Origin of the sequence: Paracoccus yibinensis, from assembly GCF_030846195.1 — a bacterium.
GTDB classification, from domain to species: Bacteria; Pseudomonadota; Alphaproteobacteria; order Rhodobacterales; family Rhodobacteraceae; genus Paracoccus; species Paracoccus yibinensis.
Map to the genome: position 1 here is coordinate 262,550 of NZ_JAVCWH010000002.1, position 15,557 is coordinate 278,106.

19 protein-coding genes are annotated in these 15,557 nt (G+C 64.7%); all 19 read right to left on the reverse strand.

Features of this window, described 5'->3' with window-relative positions; translation table 11 throughout:
• Positions 1–54 precede the first annotated feature (54 nt).
• Positions 55–765 (reverse strand): DUF2793 domain-containing protein, encoded by a 711-nt coding sequence (locus RAH32_RS04855; protein WP_306605655.1) that lies wholly within the window; start codon positions 763–765, stop codon positions 55–57.
• Entirely contained in the window at positions 755–4,639 is a 3,885-nt protein-coding gene (locus tag RAH32_RS04860) for a baseplate multidomain protein megatron (protein WP_306605657.1), read from the reverse strand. The genes RAH32_RS04855 and RAH32_RS04860 overlap by 11 nt, the downstream gene beginning before the upstream one ends.
• A gap of 22 nt (positions 4,640–4,661) precedes the next feature.
• Complete coding sequence (locus tag RAH32_RS04865) at positions 4,662–5,090, reverse strand: C40 family peptidase (protein ID WP_306605658.1); 429 nt, start codon at positions 5,088–5,090, stop codon at positions 4,662–4,664.
• A gap of 2 nt (positions 5,091–5,092) precedes the next feature.
• On the reverse strand, positions 5,093–5,917 hold the full coding sequence (locus tag RAH32_RS04870; RefSeq protein WP_306605660.1) for a DUF2163 domain-containing protein: 825 nt from the start codon (positions 5,915–5,917) through the stop codon (positions 5,093–5,095).
• Positions 5,914–6,546, reverse strand: a complete 633-nt coding sequence (locus RAH32_RS04875) for a DUF2460 domain-containing protein (protein WP_306605662.1) — start codon at positions 6,544–6,546, stop codon at positions 5,914–5,916. The genes RAH32_RS04870 and RAH32_RS04875 overlap by 4 nt, the downstream gene beginning before the upstream one ends.
• Before the next feature lie 13 nt (positions 6,547–6,559).
• Positions 6,560–7,216, reverse strand: coding sequence for a phage tail tape measure protein (locus tag RAH32_RS04880; RefSeq protein WP_306605664.1), 657 nt, complete (start codon positions 7,214–7,216; stop codon positions 6,560–6,562).
• Positions 7,217–7,228: 12 nt separating this feature from the next.
• Positions 7,229–7,432, reverse strand: coding sequence for a rcc01693 family protein (locus RAH32_RS04885; RefSeq protein ID WP_306605665.1), 204 nt, complete (start codon positions 7,430–7,432; stop codon positions 7,229–7,231).
• Complete coding sequence (locus RAH32_RS04890) at positions 7,429–7,743, reverse strand: gene transfer agent family protein (protein WP_306605666.1); 315 nt, start codon at positions 7,741–7,743, stop codon at positions 7,429–7,431. The genes RAH32_RS04885 and RAH32_RS04890 overlap by 4 nt, the downstream gene beginning before the upstream one ends.
• On the reverse strand, positions 7,743–8,156 hold the full coding sequence (locus tag RAH32_RS04895) for a phage major tail protein, TP901-1 family (RefSeq protein ID WP_306605668.1): 414 nt from the start codon (positions 8,154–8,156) through the stop codon (positions 7,743–7,745). The genes RAH32_RS04890 and RAH32_RS04895 overlap by 1 nt, the downstream gene beginning before the upstream one ends.
• Before the next feature lie 11 nt (positions 8,157–8,167).
• Positions 8,168–8,587 (reverse strand): DUF3168 domain-containing protein, encoded by a 420-nt coding sequence (locus tag RAH32_RS04900; RefSeq protein ID WP_306605670.1) that lies wholly within the window; start codon positions 8,585–8,587, stop codon positions 8,168–8,170.
• On the reverse strand, positions 8,584–8,922 hold the full coding sequence (locus RAH32_RS04905; protein WP_306605671.1) for a head-tail adaptor protein: 339 nt from the start codon (positions 8,920–8,922) through the stop codon (positions 8,584–8,586). The genes RAH32_RS04900 and RAH32_RS04905 overlap by 4 nt, the downstream gene beginning before the upstream one ends.
• Complete coding sequence (locus tag RAH32_RS04910) at positions 8,919–9,536, reverse strand: head-tail connector protein (RefSeq protein ID WP_306605673.1); 618 nt, start codon at positions 9,534–9,536, stop codon at positions 8,919–8,921. The genes RAH32_RS04905 and RAH32_RS04910 overlap by 4 nt, the downstream gene beginning before the upstream one ends.
• A gap of 191 nt (positions 9,537–9,727) precedes the next feature.
• The gene (locus tag RAH32_RS04915; RefSeq protein ID WP_306605675.1) at positions 9,728–10,891 is read right to left on the reverse strand and encodes a phage major capsid protein; all 1,164 of its coding nucleotides are present in this window, start codon (positions 10,889–10,891) and stop codon (positions 9,728–9,730) included.
• A gap of 102 nt (positions 10,892–10,993) precedes the next feature.
• A complete protein-coding gene (locus RAH32_RS04920) occupies positions 10,994–11,521 on the reverse strand; it encodes an HK97 family phage prohead protease (RefSeq protein WP_306605677.1) in 528 nt (175 codons plus the stop codon).
• Positions 11,522–11,524: 3 nt separating this feature from the next.
• Complete coding sequence (locus RAH32_RS04925; protein WP_306605679.1) at positions 11,525–11,758, reverse strand: GTA head formation protein, RCAP_rcc01685 family; 234 nt, start codon at positions 11,756–11,758, stop codon at positions 11,525–11,527.
• Between the two features lie 4 nt (positions 11,759–11,762).
• Complete coding sequence (locus tag RAH32_RS04930) at positions 11,763–12,947, reverse strand: phage portal protein (RefSeq protein ID WP_306605681.1); 1,185 nt, start codon at positions 12,945–12,947, stop codon at positions 11,763–11,765.
• A gap of 96 nt (positions 12,948–13,043) precedes the next feature.
• The gene (locus RAH32_RS04935) at positions 13,044–14,384 is read right to left on the reverse strand and encodes a DNA-packaging protein (RefSeq protein ID WP_306605683.1); all 1,341 of its coding nucleotides are present in this window, start codon (positions 14,382–14,384) and stop codon (positions 13,044–13,046) included.
• Positions 14,335–14,754, reverse strand: a complete 420-nt coding sequence (locus RAH32_RS04940; RefSeq protein WP_306605686.1) for a permease — start codon at positions 14,752–14,754, stop codon at positions 14,335–14,337. Before RAH32_RS04940 ends, RAH32_RS04935 begins: the two co-directional genes overlap by 50 nt.
• A 278-nt stretch (positions 14,755–15,032) precedes the next feature.
• The gene (locus RAH32_RS04945; RefSeq protein ID WP_306605688.1) at positions 15,033–15,473 is read right to left on the reverse strand and encodes a hypothetical protein; all 441 of its coding nucleotides are present in this window, start codon (positions 15,471–15,473) and stop codon (positions 15,033–15,035) included.
• Positions 15,474–15,557: the final 84 nt, after the last annotated feature.

The following is a 15,557-nucleotide window of genomic DNA, read 5'->3' on the forward strand; positions in this document are numbered from 1 at the left end:
AGGCGAATACTGACCCTTCTTACCGTGAACAGCGACCAAGGGAAAGAACAGCTCTCAGTCCGGCAACCGCAGTTCCATCCAGTGAACGGCAACGCTGACCTTTCCGCCGGTGAACGACCCGCCCTCGCCGGTCATCAGCAAGTTGGCGCTGCTGTAATAGGTCATGGGTGCGCCAAGCATTCCGCGAGCCCATGAACCCGCCCCCTTCCCCAAGCCCTGCCCGAAGCGGTTGTTAGAATCCGCCGTGCCCAGCCGCCAAGTCTGCAAGCTGCCGGTCAGGGCTTGAATCACCTTGGCCGTGGCTCCGATCACCATTGCACCTGCCGGAATGACAACGCCGGTATCGAAGGCCGCACCCGCACCAACCGTCACCTCCTTCTCGGACATGCGGACGGCCAGGCCGGAACCCAGGATGCCGAAAGTTGCGCCGCCCAGGAACCACCCTTGGCCGTCAAAGATCGCCTCGGCGCCTTGGTCGGCCACGAATGCACGCATCCCCCGTGAGGGCGCCATGAAGATCCAACCGCCGTTAGCCCCTACCGCGATCCGCCCGGCCTGTCCGCTCCATGCGCCGCTGGCCCCTTGCGGGACGGCCCAGCACTGCCCGTCGATCACTGCTTCCGGTGGGGTCAGGGCCGAGGTGCTTTCCAGGACGGCGTTGGTCAGGCCGTCCAGCCGCATCAAGGCTTCGTTGACCGTCACATGCTTCTGAGCCTGGGCAGGTTGCAGCAGAGGCAGCTGAAAGCGCATGGTTTCATTCGTCATTGAAAGTCCTCCTCACAAAGGGACCCGGGCCAAACTGATCCGACAGCTGCGCAACCGCGACGACAAAGACGCCGCCCTGCCAGGCGCTGTTCCAGACCTGCTCAGGCACGGTGTATTCCGGCGCGCTCACATCCGCCTCGTGCAGAACAAGACCGTTGCGCAGGATGCGGACACGATAGCGTTCACGAACCTCACCCAAAGGGATGTCCGCGCCATCCCAGCCGTCGCCATCGACACGGCTGCGACGGATCCATCCCAGCGTGCGGCCTTGGGCACTCAAGTGGCAAGGCGCGTAAGGCCGCAGGCCGATCCCCCGTGCCTGGGTTTCCCGGGTGCGATAACTGGAATCGTCGAAAGCCCTTCGAGCCGGCCCGATGCGCCAGAACCGTTCCTGCCCGCGGGCTGAAGGTGGCAGTGCCACCTGCTGCGCCGCGCCATCCAGCAACACGACAACACTGCCCTTTGGCCAGACCTCTGGCATGATGCCATCGGTTCCAGCCTGGCCGCGCAACCGGTCGCTGATCGCCCACAAGTCCTTGCCTACAGGGACGGCATTGGAGAACTGGATGATTTCCCAGTTCTCCATTGATCCGTCCCCGATCGCCAAGGCGTTTGCTCCTGCAAGTAGCGCCTTCTGTCCGACGGATCTCAGCGAGGCATCCTTCAGCCGGACAAGCAAGGGCGCACCACGGTCGAGCACCCCGGGACGTGCCCGACCAAGTGGCGTTTCCGTCCGCCCGATGAACGCCCGTCGGTTCAACGTCGTGTTCAGCTCAAACCCGCCCTCGCTCTCGATTGACGAATAGGCCACCACTGTTCCGGGCCAAGGCTTCGCCGTTGCGGCAAGATAAGGCGCACGCGGCTGCTCATCGCCTTTCAGCAACGGCAGATCGAGAAACAGCGACCATACCGGCAGCGGCGGGGTGTAGCGGCTAGCTAGCCTGTCGTCCTCGTTCGTGACGGCCGGACGATATACCCCCGGTTCGACCCGGACGGCGTCCACAGTAATGGCTCCTGCACGCTCTACCCTGTCAATTCGCCAGCGTTTCGGATCCCCCTGACCGTCATCCATGCGAATTACGTCACCTGGTCCCAAGTCAGCGGCCGAAGGGGGCAGAGCGAAGCGTGCCGTATCCCGTGAAACGACCGCTTCTGCCAGCCACCGCTCGGCGATGGCCCGACCCTCGGCACGTGTCAGAGACATGGCGAACTCACTGTCGCTGACCGAATTGCCGTCGGCATCAGCCAGGCTGACTTCGGTTGTAGCGGTCGTATAGCTTCCGCCCGCCTCGACATGGGTCAGCCGTAACCGTCCAGACAGTTCCACCTGTGCCTGTCGTGTCGTCTCGAAGCCATTGACCTCGTCACCGATCGCAAGATGCTCCGGCCCCAGATCACGCGTGACCCGCCCATCGCGCGGCACAAACCGAAGGCTGCCGTCGCGTTCAACTGTGTCCAGCCCATGCGCAAGCAAGATGGGCTGCAAGGCCGCCCGCGACGTCTCGCCCCCGTTCACATGAAAGCCGCGCACGACACCGGTAACAGCGCTGACGTCAAAATTCGCCACACCCGCCTCACGGCAGATATCCCCGATGACCGAAGAGAGCAGAACCGATCCGGCACGCCCATTCAGCCAATGCCCACGCTGCCAGGCAGGTCCATCGGACCAAAGATCCGTACGGGCGGGAAATGCCGGATACGGTCGCGCATCCCAGCACCAGACATGCGCCCGGTCTAGATCAACCATTCGCCGGCCATCCTCCATGGAAGGATTGTTAGCCGGACTTGACCAATATGCCGTGACTGCTTGAATGTACGCCGCCTGAATCGCGTCATCACGCTGCCCGCTAGAGTAGAAGGGCAACGTGCTCTCCGAACTCATAGCGTCCAGGAACTTGTTTGGTTGGTTGGTGGCCTTGTCAAGCGCCGCACAGCCGTATTCGGTGAACCAGATAGGCTTCGATCCTGGCACCCATCCTGTTGCCTGCCGCGACCGCACCCCATTCGGTCGATCATAATGCAGGTTCTGCCACCAACTTACGAGATCCTTGTACTTCCAGACCCATGCCTCGTCGTAGGCGCCATCGGTGATCGGCGTACGCCGCTGCGCCTGACGATCAGCATCGCTGGCATAATACCAGTCGTAGCCCTCGCCCCCGCAGACGTTAGCCTCGAGATAGGCTGGATTGCCGATATGTCCCCAACGGGCATCCAGGTGATCTTCACCATCCCGCCAGTCAGATAAGGGCATATAGTTGTCGATGCCGATGAAGTCGATGTCAGGGTGCGCCCAAAGCGGATCCAGGTGGAAAAACAGTTCTCCCCCGCCCGGATGATGGCCGAAGTATTCCGACCAGTCGGCTGCATAACCGATCTTGACCGAAGGCCCAAGGATCCGCCTCACATCGTGGGCCAGACGGCACAGTTGCTGCACTGCCGGATAGCTGTTTCCCGCCCCACGGATCTGCGTCATTCCGATCATCTCGGAGCCGATCAGAAACGCGTCGATGCCTCCTGCTGCCGCGCAGAGATGCGCATAGTGCAGGATAAAGCGGCGATACGACCACTCCTCGGGACCACGATAGTTCACACTGTCGCCGTCGCGCGAGAAATCATCGACGGCAGCAGTGCCGAAGAACGCCTCGACTTCGGCGTCGGCTGCGGACGTGCCGTCAACCGATCCAGGCCGACCCGGCGCAATCGATGTCGTGATCCGGCCCCGCCAAGGCATGACCGGCTGTTCATCGGCGCCATAGGGATCGGCCAGCTTGTTGCCCGCAGTCTGTTCCATCAGAATGAAGGGATAGAAGATCGCCTTTCGTCCCGACGCCGCAATGGCCCGCAAACCTTCAACGACGACCTGGTCTGCGGGCGTTCCACCATAGATCGGCCGGTCGTTGACGCGTGCCACCGGCACAGCAGCATCGCGGCCAATTCCTGAAACCCTCCAGGGGATTTCCTCGCCATCGATCTCACGCTGCTCCACCTTGGGCTGCACCACGCACTGGCCGATGCGCAGGTCGCTGCCAAACCAGGATACGACCACCGACACCGATCCGACGTTTGGCAACTCACGGCCAAGAACGTTCATCGAAACGGTGAAATCGGTGCCGCCCATGGGCGTGCTGACGTTCATTGAGCGCAGTTCGCCCAGACCAAGGTCCTGATGGACCGGAGTAGTCGCCAGAGAATACTCGCCCGTTCCAGGGATCAGCGCGACAGCCTTCACATCGCGACACAATCCGCTGCCATCCTGCGCAGGCGACGTCACCTCGAAGCTCAGCTGAGGCATCCGGTTGCCCCAGGCCTCCAGGGTCAAATCCTCCAGCACGACATAGGCAAGCCCACGATAGGCAGGCGCCATACCGCCCTCATGCGCGGCAATCGCCGGGTCGGGCTGTTGGGTTTCATCACCGGTGTAAACGCGCATGTTCAGGTCATCAGGCGAAATTTCCTCGCCATCTGCCCATACCCGCCCGACGCCCAGGATACGTCCCTCGCACAGGGCAAGCGCGACCGACAGGCGATAACTGATCTGCGTGACCTTCGACTTCGGCGCACCCTTGCCGCCGCCGGCATCCTCGGACCGCGCAATCTCCTCCAGGGGAGAGGCCCAGATGACATGGCCCGGCAAGCGCATTTGTCCCCAGATCCGCGGGATCGGCGCGCCTTCGCCTGCGGTTTGCAGGCGCAGGCGGTCGATGCGGCCGGTTTCGACAGCCTTGGATCCATTGCCCAGCAACCGCTGATCGATGACCCGGCCGACTGTTGCGCCGACTGCACGGCCGATCACGGCGCCCGACAGGCCAAGAACCGCACCGCCGAAGCTTCCGCCAATCGACGCCCCTACGGCCGACAGCATGATGGTCGCCATAATGGCCTCCTAAGTCTGTGATTCAGGGAAAGCGGAACCGGGCAGCGATCCGGTTCTGCCAGGGGGTCGTCAACGGACTGTCGATGACACCATGCGCATTATAGGCGTGTATGAAGCGAGGCGCCGGGCCGGCATCAGACAGGATACCCAAGTGTTTGGCGACCGCGCCGGCACGCATCCGAAACAGCAAGACCTCGCCCGGCTCCAACGGTGCACGGCGAGCCACCGGCACGAAATGGCGCAATGCGGCGGTCATCAGCAACTCCTGCCCGCCGCCCTCTCCCCAGTCGGCGGTATAGGGTGGGGGTGTCTCCGGCTCTGACCCATGACACTCGCGCCAGACGCCCCGGATCAGGCCCAGACAGTCGCAGGCAACGCCCTTCACACTCGCCTGATGCTGGTAGGGCGTTCCGATCCAGGCACGGGCCATTTCTACGATATCGTCTGCCATGGTCATCGGCCTGCCTGCGGGGCCATGATCCAATCCTCCGAAGGAAGATGAGGAAAGCCACGAAAGTTCAGAAAATTATCGAACTTCTCACGGCATGTTACTGCTCTCTTGTCACAGCCCGCAGTAATTTGGACACGATCCCCGGCGGCTGGCGCAATGCCCAGGCCCTGCCACAATTCGATCTGTCGGGCGCCGTCCGGCAAGGCCGTATCGTTCTTGATCGTGCCCCGCAGCCCCTCTGCCTCACCTGCAAGAACCAGAAGGCTGCCGCGTTCGAACCACCCTGCTTCATAGGCTGGAAACCCCGCAAAGTGCAGGATTCGCCCGTCCTCAATGCCTGCAATCGCAGCCTCGGCCATGAATGTTTCATTGGCGAGGTCCAGCTTGCAGCGTCCATCCCCAAGGCGTGCCGAACAGCGCGGATGAAACACGCGTCCGCGTGCGGCGTTCAAAGGCTCGGACAATCCGCGCAGTTCGGCACGAAAGGCGCCCTGGGACCGCGCGATCTCACCCAAGCTGCCTGCGAAGACCAGCCGCCGGGTAGACACGTTTGTCCAGTCCACCTCCCACATCTTGACAGCGGCACCGTCCCATCGCCCGGCCAGCACGTCCTTTTCCGTAATGGCGTCGTCCGACAGCGCCCCCTCGGCCTCGGAATTGTCAACGGAAAGTCCTGTCGCCTGCACCAGGGCTCGGGCTGACATACCGTGATCCGGGCGAAAATGGATGCCGTCAAAACTCAGCCCTGCATCATGATCGGTGAAACCCAGAGCCATCCCGTCCGCACGCTGCACCATCCAGGCGCGCGCGATCGTTGTCGTCGTCATACCCGCACCTCGATTACAGGAATGGCGGGCATTTCGCCGGCTTGAAAAGACGCGACCGACACGGCGATCCGGTCGGTATCGAACCGCACCGGCACATCGAACTCGAAACCCGCCGTTATCTCGGCCCCCGGTTCCGGCGCATCGGCAAAGGTGATCACGCCAGTCGCATGATCGACAGCATAATGCATTCCGGGGAACACCTCGTTTCCGCCGATCCCTGCCTTTACTGTGTCCTTCACCGGCTTGCTGATCGGCCTTGCATAGCTGCCCGGACCCGAGGAATAGATCTTGGTCAATTGAAAGACCTTTGTTACCCCATCCCCTGACGCGATTTTCTGATCGTCAAAGGACGGCACGCGCGAAGGCAGGCAGCTTTTGTAATCTGACCAATCCTTCCAGCGGAACCCGTGCAACTGACCGGCCCGTGCCTCGAAGAAGGCGACCAGGGCAGACAAGTCGTCCAGGGACCGCAGCCCCATTCCCGCATCATAACGGCGTCGCGCATGGGCCCAGGGGGTGTTGCGTTCCTCGAACCCGCTGGCCAAGGCCACGATTTCGGTCCGGCGCTCGGGACCGCCGATGGAGCCGAACGACAGGTTTGCCGGAAATCTTACCTCGTGAAATGCCATCTTGGCCCCTGTCTCAGCTGTTACGTTCGCCGCGCGCCAGCACCCGCCCAAGCTGTGCGGCGATTTGCGACTGGCTGCGTTGGAAACCCGCCACATCGGGGGTAGTCACGTTTACCGTGACATTCATGGGACGCGAGCCGCCTCCAGCGGCTGCCACGCCCAGCCTGCCATCGGCACCCCGCCGCAGCGGCATGATCGCTTCGGGACCTGCCTCGCCCATCAAACCGGTGGCCCCACGCATGGGAAAATGCGTTGGCTGACTGACGACCCCGCCCTTGGCAAAGGGCATCACCCGGCCTTGGACAAAAGCGCCGCCATTGGCGAAAGGCATCGCGCCCGATAGCATCCCGCCAAGGCCTTGGGCAAGGGACCCGGCCAGGGCATTCTCGACAGGCTTCATCGCCATCGAGAAGACAGTGTCCGCAATCGACCGCCCGATGCCCTTCAGCGCGTCCGACAGCTTCTCACCGTCGAAGATCAGCCCGTCGAAGGCCCGTCGCAGCCCGCCCTCGATGCCTGAACTCAGTGACCCGACTTCACGCGCAGTCACGGTCACGGATTGCCGCAAGCGGTCAAGCTCCGCCTCGAAGGCGGCGGTCATGCGGCTGGTCTGGCTGAACCCTTCATCCAGTTGATCCAGCGTTGAACTGAACCCATCCTTGTTGGCCATAGATCCTTGCCCCTATCCAGATGTTTCCCTTGGCCGATCGGGATAGCGCGCGGCCAGCTCCGCCAGCCTGTCCCGCGTCATGGCGGGCGATCCCGCCTCGACCCCCAGCATCAGCGCCAGTTCCGCGGGCGTCAGCGCCCAGAACTGGTCCGGGCGCAGCCCCAAGCCGCGCATCCCGGCCCGCATCAGGCCGGGCCAGTCCAGGCCCCCGCTCATGAAAGGGTCCGAAATGCCCGCGCCAGAAGCTCGGCGGCCGCCCGGCCGGCTGCCACCGGCCCGCCGCCGATCTCGACCGTCAACAGATCCGCCGCCGTTCCGCGCCAGCCGCCCCCGCGCAGACCCGCCACCAGCACGGCCAGCACATCACGGCTGCTGAAGCGGCCTTGCTCGAACCGCCCGGCAATTGCCATCAGGCTGTCGGCGCCCAGGTCATGCTCCAGTTCAGCCAGGGCGCCCAGCGTCAGTCGGGCGGTATGGGCGGTGCCGTCCAGCACCACCTCGACCTCTCCGCGCAACGGATTAGCCATCACAGCGCCACGAATGTCAGCGCGCCAGCGGATGCCATCGTGACTTCATAGGTAGCCTCGCCATTGTAGCTTCCGGCATATTCCAGCGCAGTGATCTGGAACGGTCCCTCCACGGTGCCGAAATCCGGGATCACGACCTGGAAGCGCGGCACCTCTCCGTCAAAGAAGATCTGGCGTGCCCGCCCATCGGTATTGGCGTCGCGAAACACGCCCGACCCGGAAATCGACGCGCTGCGCACGCCAGCCCCGCCCAGCAGCTCGCGCCAGCCGCCTTCGCTTTCCAGACTGGTCACATCGACCGTCTCGGCATTGAACGACAGGCGCGATGCGCGAAGACCCGCAATGGTCTCGAACGCCCCGTCGCCAGTCATGTCCATCTTGATCAGCAGATCGCGTCCATTCTGTGCCGCCATGGCTTGTCTCCTCAGCCCAGATCTATCCGCGCGCGAAAGGTCAGATCGACCCGCCGCGCGGCACCGTTTTCCACCCGGCGCGCCCTGGCGCGCAGGAACCACAGGGCAGTCAGCCGCCCCTTGCTCAGCGTCAGGGGCGCCTGGTCCAGCGCGTCGGCCACAGCGGCGGCCGCCGCCTTGACTGCGGCAAAACCCCCGCCCTGCCCCGCGCCCGAAAGCACGGATACGACAAAATCGTGCCGCGACCCCGCCGCCGTCATGTCGCTTGCATCCACGACATCCTCGGGACCAAGCGACACAAAGACGCCCGCAGGCGCCTCGACCGGCATCGCGTCGAAGATTGCGTCTCCTACCATGTCGGTCAGGGCGGGATCCGCGCGCAGGTGCTGATAAACCGCCCCTTGCAGGGCGACGCTTGCCGCAAAGCTCATGTCTGCTTCTCCTCTCGGGCAAAACAGGTCAGCCACTGGCCAGAGGGGTCACGCTCTGCCACCGCCTCGATGACAAATGTCCGCTGCCCCATCCGCAACCGCTGGCCTGCGGCTGGGCGGCGCGGATCCTCGGCCCTGGCACCCCGGACTGTGATCCGCCAAGACACGACGCTTTCGGGACCGACTTCGGCGCCGCGCTCCTGTCCCGCCTTGGCCTTCATTTCGGCCCACAGCGAACCGATGGGCTGCCAGACGGTGCGATAGCCGCCCATTCCGTCGTCCTGCCGGGCAGATCCTTCCAGAGCCAACCGAACATTCAGCCTGGGCATACTCATCGCCGTGCCTCTCGGCTGCCGCGTCCTGCCAGCGTCCGAACCTGCCGCCAGCGTTCGATCAAGGCGCTGACGCCGAAAGGCATAGCCCCCTTTGCGCCCGACTGGCCCCTATCCTCATAATATTGTGCCGCCAGCATGATCACCGCCTGCGCCAGATCGGCAGGAACCTGCGACCAGGCCTCACCGAACCCGGCCCGGAAGGTCACATTGACCAAGCCCCTGCGCGGCACATGCGGCAGGATCACCCCGGCAGGCAGGATCATCGGGCGCTGCCCATGCGGCAGAAGCCGCCAGTTTTCCGCCGGAACCTCCGTGACGGTGCCCATGCCGTCATCGATCTCGATCCTTTCGACAGCGTTTACCGGGGCCAGGGGAAGGGTCTGGCCCAGCCGGTCGCGCCAGTCGTCCAGTTGCATTCGAAAGCGCCGTGTCAGCAGTACCTTGCCCGTGCGCGCCTCGATCGTGGCGATCGCCGCACGCAGAAAGCCTGCCAAGGCCATGTCCTCGGCACTGTCCTGCGCAATCTCGAAACCCGTTCCAAGTCGCAAATGCTCGCGCAGCGCCGCGACAGGCAGCGCCTCGGCCGCCGGCGCCGTTTCCTCGATCAGCATCATCTCGCGAACCTCCCGTCTTGCTGTCCGCTCGTCATCCACCGGGACAAGGCCCGCCGGGGGCCTTGTCGTCGCATCAGATCGGGAAAGACCGCGCCCGCGCGCCAGCCATCAGCACGCGCGGACAGTTGCAAAGCCAGGATGGCCATCGACCCGTGCGCGGTCTTTCCCTCACCTGTTCCCGCGATCCGGGATCAGGCGAACTGCAGCAGCTTGACGGCGCGGAAATCGGTCACGCCGCCGCCCACGCGCTTGGTCGCATAGAACAGCACATGCGGCTTGGCGCTGAACGGATCGCGCAGGACGCGCAGGTCGGGACGCTCGACGATGGTATAGGCGGCGCGGAAATCGCCAAAGGCGATGGCCAGCGCGTCGGTGCCGATGTCGGGCATGTCCTCGCTGATCAGGACCGGATACCCCAGCAGCTGCGGGGTCTGCCCGGCGGCCAGGGCGTCGGTCCACAGGAACCGCCCATCGGCATCCTTCATCTTGCGGATCATCGCAGCGGTTTTCGAGTTCATGACGAAGCTGGCATTGACCCGGTATTCGGCGCCCAAGGCATAGATCAGGTCGATCAGCGCATCCGCCGGCGCGCTTGCGTTAAATCCGCCCGCTGTGCCGGTCTCGACCACGCCGATGGCGTTGGTCCCCGCCGTCGCGTTCAGCGCGGTCGGATAGGACAGGATCCCCTTCGGCTTGCCAACCCCGTCGCCGGTGATGAAGGCTGCGGCCTCGGACCGGGCGAACTTGTCGGCGATGCGCTCGGCCAGCCAGGCCTCGACATCGAATGCCGCGTCGTCCAGCAGACGCTGGCTGGCCTTGGGCATGGCCGACAGCTCGTGCAGCGGGATCGAGATGCGTTCGATGTTGCCCGGCGTGGTTTCGGCGGCAGCCGTTTCGGTCGCCCAGCCCGCACCCATCTCGTTTTTCTCGACCAGTACTTCATAGCTGGCGGATTCGATGGCCACGACATTGGCCAGCCTGCGCAGCGACGCACCCGAGCGCAGCACGTTCTGGACCGTCTCGGCCACCTGCGGCGCGGCCAGGAAGCCGCCGTCGCTCGCCACCGTCAGGCCCTTTTCCTCGATGACCAGGCCGCGCAAGCCGTCATCGTCGCCGCTGCGCAGATAGGCGTTGAACGCCTTCTGATGAGGCACCTCGACCTCGGCGGTGGCGGACAGCGGGGTGCGGCCACGAATGGCGGTCTTGCGATCAAGCATGTTCATACGCTCTTCCTGTGCAGTGAATTTCTTCTGAATGTCGTCACGAAAGCCCTTGAGTTCGCTGACGAACCCCATCATGGCTCCCTTCAGGTCGGCAGCCGTGCCGCCACCCTCCGCGGCTTTCACCTCGGTCATGGTCTGTCTCCTCATCGCGATGATCGGGGCCGACCCGCCCCTGTTTCGGATCCCCAAGGGCGATCCAAACCCGTAGGATGCGCGCTCGCACGCACCGCAATCTCAAACCCGCAAGGCTTCCGCCGCTGCCGTGAACAACGCCGCAACCTCGCGCAGATCGTCCGCCTCCTTGCGGCCCACCTTGGCTTCGGGCAGCATCGGGAAGGTCACCAGCGACACCTCCCACAACTCCACCTCGGCCAAGACGCGGCGACCCTGCTTGTCCCGCTCTGCGCGGATCGTGCGATAACCAATCGACAGCCCATCGATGGCACCTGCCTGGATCAAGGCCGCAGCCTCTCGCGCCTGTGTCACTTCGGGCAGCAGGCGACCCTTGACCCACAGACCCTTCTCGTCCTCGTGGATCTCGTCCCAGACGCCGATGGGCTTTGCGGGATCGTGCTGCCACAGCATCCGCACCTTGTCGCCCTTGGCTGCCAGCCGCGCCAGCGACGCGGCAAAGGCCCCAGGCGCCACCGCATCGCCGCCCTGGTCGGTCAGGCCGAACAGGCTGGCATAGCCCTCGATCACCTGCCCGTCCGACAGGACAGGCGCCCCACCCGCGAATTTCACCTCAAGTCCCGGAACCATCCATCAGCCTCCTTTCGGCGCAAATTCCAGAATGCCCTGCACCGCCTGCGTCAGGATCACCGCAACGACGCCATAGACGGTCATCCACAGCCGCCGCTCCAGCCCCTCAATCAGCGCCTCGATCCGCTCCAGCCGCTTTTCCATGGTGCCGAACTGCAGCGCCATGATCCGTTCCTGCGTCTCGAACCGCTGGTCGTGCCAGCCGAAGCTGTCCTTGACGAAACGCGACCCCTCCATGGGATCACGCCCCGGCCAGCGGCGGCAGGCCCAAAAGCGCCCGCTTTTCCGCATCGGTCAGGAAGGTGGCGGCCCCGATCCGCGCCCATTGCTGGTCGCGTTCCTCGGCCAAGGCGGGGATACGGTCGGGATCGGGCCGCAGATCGACCTCTGCACCCAGATGCTCGGACAACCACCAGGCGACGGATGCCGCGACTCGCGTGGCCAGCGGCAGCACCGTCAGGCGATAGAACGCCCGGTGCGCCTCGGCATAGTTCGCATAAGTCGCGTCCCCCGGGATCCCCAGCAGCATCGGCGGCACCCCGAAGGCCAGCGCGATCTCCCGCGCCGCTGCCATCTTCGTCTCATGGAACTCCATGTCGGACGGCGAGAACCCCATCGGCTTCCAGTCCAGGCCCCCCTCCAGCAGCATCGGACGCCCTGCATTGCGCGCGCCCTGGTGGTTCATCTCGATCTCGCCCACCAGCCGGTCATATTGCTCGGGCGACAGAACCCCCTGCCCGTCCACGCCCTTGTAGACGATAGCGCCACTGGGCCGCGCCGCATTGTCCAGCAGCGCCTTGGACCAGGCCGACGCGCTGTTATGCACATCCAGCGCCACCGCCGCCGCCTGCATGGGCGACAGCCCGTAATGGTCGTCCTGCGGATGGAAGGACTTGATATGGCAGATCGGATCGGGACTGCCCGTCATGTCGAAGCGATGCTTCCGCCCGCCCACCGCATAGTCATAGGCGACAGGCCAGCCATCCACGCCCGGAACGATGCTCATCCGGTCCGACCGCAGCACATGCAGCTCCTCGGGCAGGCCCTGCGCGCCAAGGCCCGCGGCTTCGACATAGCCATTGCCGGACAGCAGCATCTGCCCGAACAGTGCCTCGAACAGCTCGGCCCGGCCCTGGCCCGGATTAGGCCGCCGCAGCAGATCCAGCACCGGATGGATGTCATAGCGCCGGTCGCGATCCTCGCAGACCAGCGGCACGGCCGCCGCCGCCTCGGCGATCAGCTTGACGCAGCGAAAGCCCACCGGATTGCCGACAAAGCCGCCCCGCGTCAGGCTGACCGTATCCCGCGACGACCAGATCGCGCGCCCTGCGCCGCTGGCAAAAGCCACCACCCGGCCCGTCGCACTGGCCTTCCTTTCCGGCGCGGGGGCCTGCTTCTCCTCCCGCGAAAACAATCGAAACGCCATCTCTCGCCTCCATGCCAACGAAAAAGAGGCCGCCCCGCAGGACAGCCTCTTTGCCTTGGTCCAAATATCCTGGGGGTCCGGGGGTGAAACCCCCGACTACAGCCGCCGCATCTGCGGCCGTCGCCAGCTTGCCCCCGGCTCGATCACCAACTCATGGATCGCCCAGACCAGCGCATCCAGACGGTCAGGCGACCCGCGCCCCTCGAAGCCACGCACGGTCATCTGGCACATCTGGTCCTCTAGCGCGCCAAGCCCGCGCAGGTGCTTGACCCGCCCCTGCTCATAAAGCGCCGCCACAGGCTCGGCCCGCAGCCCCTTGCCCCGCCCGGCGCGAAGCGCGCGGAACGGCACCAGGGGATCCACCTGCCGGATCACGCTTTCCACCAGATCGCCGCCCTGGTTCACCTCAGCCACCAGCCGTTCTGCGCCGTGCCGGTCCATCGCAGCAATGGCAGCCCGCGCCCAGTCCAGCGGCCCGCCCTTGATCGTGGCGTCCTCCAGCACATAGGCCGTCCAGCTTCCCGGCTCGCCCTCGGCCACGACGCCCGCGACCACGATGCCGCATTCGTCGCTGGCCTTGCCCGCCGTCACGGCCGGATCGACTGCCACGACGACACGCGACAGCTTCGGCGCGCGTTCGACCCGCGCGCCCTCCAGCATTGCCGTTGTCCACAGCGCGCCCTCGATATCGTCCAGCAGAACGCCATCCAGTTCCTGCCGCCCCAGCCGCGTCCCGCCGTAACGCGACGCGACCTCGGCCAGGAAGCTTTCCGCCAAATAGGCGCGGTTCGCATCCGTGGGCGCATGGGTCGTGACCGTGGACGCGTTGCCCAGGATCCGTTTCAGCACCCCCACATTGCGCGGCGTCGTGGTGACCACCTGCTGGGGATGCTCGCCCAGGCGCAGCGCGAATTGCAGCATGTCCCAGACATCCTCGGACTTCTTCCACTTGGCCAGTTCGTCCGCCCAAGCCGCGTCGAACTGCGGCCCGCGCAATGCTTCGGGTTCATGCGCGGAATAGACCGTGGCCGTCGCGCCATTGGCCCAGACCAGCCGCCTGCGCCCGGCTTCCCAGACGGGGCGCCGGTCGGGGGGCGAACATGCGAGGATGCCGCTTTCGCCGAACACCATCACCTCGCGCACCTGGTCGAAGGTTTCCCCGACCAGGGCCACGCGATGGCATTTCCCCGGTGCGGCGGCAGTCGGTCCCTCGACCATCCGCCGCACCCATTCGGACCCGGCGCGGGTCTTGCCCGCGCCGCGCCCCCCCATGATCACCCAGGTCTTCCAGTCGCCCTCGGGGGGCAACTGGTGATCCAGGGCCCAGAACTCGAACATCCAGGGCAGCGCCATCAGCGCATTTTCCGAAAGCCCGCCCAGGAATTCATCAACGTCCTCCGGCGCGGCGGAGGCAAGCCAGGCGGCGCCCGATCTCATCTCGTGCCTGGTCAAGGTCGAGGCTGCCTCCTCCGACCCCGCCGGCGATATCCTTGCGTAACTTGTCAACCCTGTTCCTTTCCGCCATCAGAAGGCCCACCGCCTCGCGGACGACCTTCGCGGTTTGCATGGCTTCCTTCAGCTCGGCGGGATCGACGGCCCCGCTCTGCCGGGCCTCCAACGCGGCCTCGTGACGTTTCAAATCCTTGACGTACGACCAGAACAACCCCTCGGCGACGGAGATGGCCTCGTTCGGGTCCATCTCCAGCGCAGCACTCGCACCAGGCTTCACGTCCGTCCGGGCAAGGTTTCCCCCGGCCACAAACGGTCCTTCGGGATCAACGACCCCGCGCCATTCCATATCGTTCATGCAAACTGTCCCGCCTCGTGTCCTGTCCGCACGAGCCGAAAAATGAAAAAGCGGCCCTAGGGGTCGCCCCCCGGCCGCTTGCCCACTTTTCCCAGCATGTAAATGTTCTACCCCAGGGCGTTCGGTAAGTCAATTGCTAAACCTTGGCGCGCACGCTCAATGGTAAATTAGCCAAGTTTAACAAGTAGTTGACCCCTGCAACACCTTGCGCAACACCCCTTGATGTTGCGATGCAGCGCCTGCCGGAAACCGCTCCGACAGGGCGCGGGATTCGCCTGTTAGACGTCCTTGGTTCCCTTGGACTTCGTGCCCTTTGCCTCAGTCGCGGCGGCGATGGCATTGGCGGCCTCGTCCTGCATCTTCTGCGCAAAGCCGACCATCTGCGCGGCATAGGCTTCGGCCCATTCGGGGAAATGCCCCGACTTCATCGCGGCGGCGCGCATTTCCTCGCCCTTTTCGCGCATCTTCTGGAACTGCTCCTCCCAGGCGGTCTGCATCGTCTGCCACTGGTTGCGGACGTTCTCGCCGGCTTCCTCGAAATAACCCCGGAACTGCCGGTTCATCTCGTCCTGGCGCTGCATGGCGGTTTCCTGCCACTTGCGGGCACTGGCCATCATCTCGTCGTTGCGGCTGTTCATCTCGTCCTGCCATTCGGCCACGCGCTTTTCATAGGTGCGGGCATTTTCGGCCAGGGTCGAGAACATGTCGGACAGTTTCATGGCGCATCCTCCTGCCAGGGCGGCGCCCGGCGCGGTCCGCGCCATTGGAAAAGCCCGCCCCTTGACCGCGATGCTGCGGCGGGG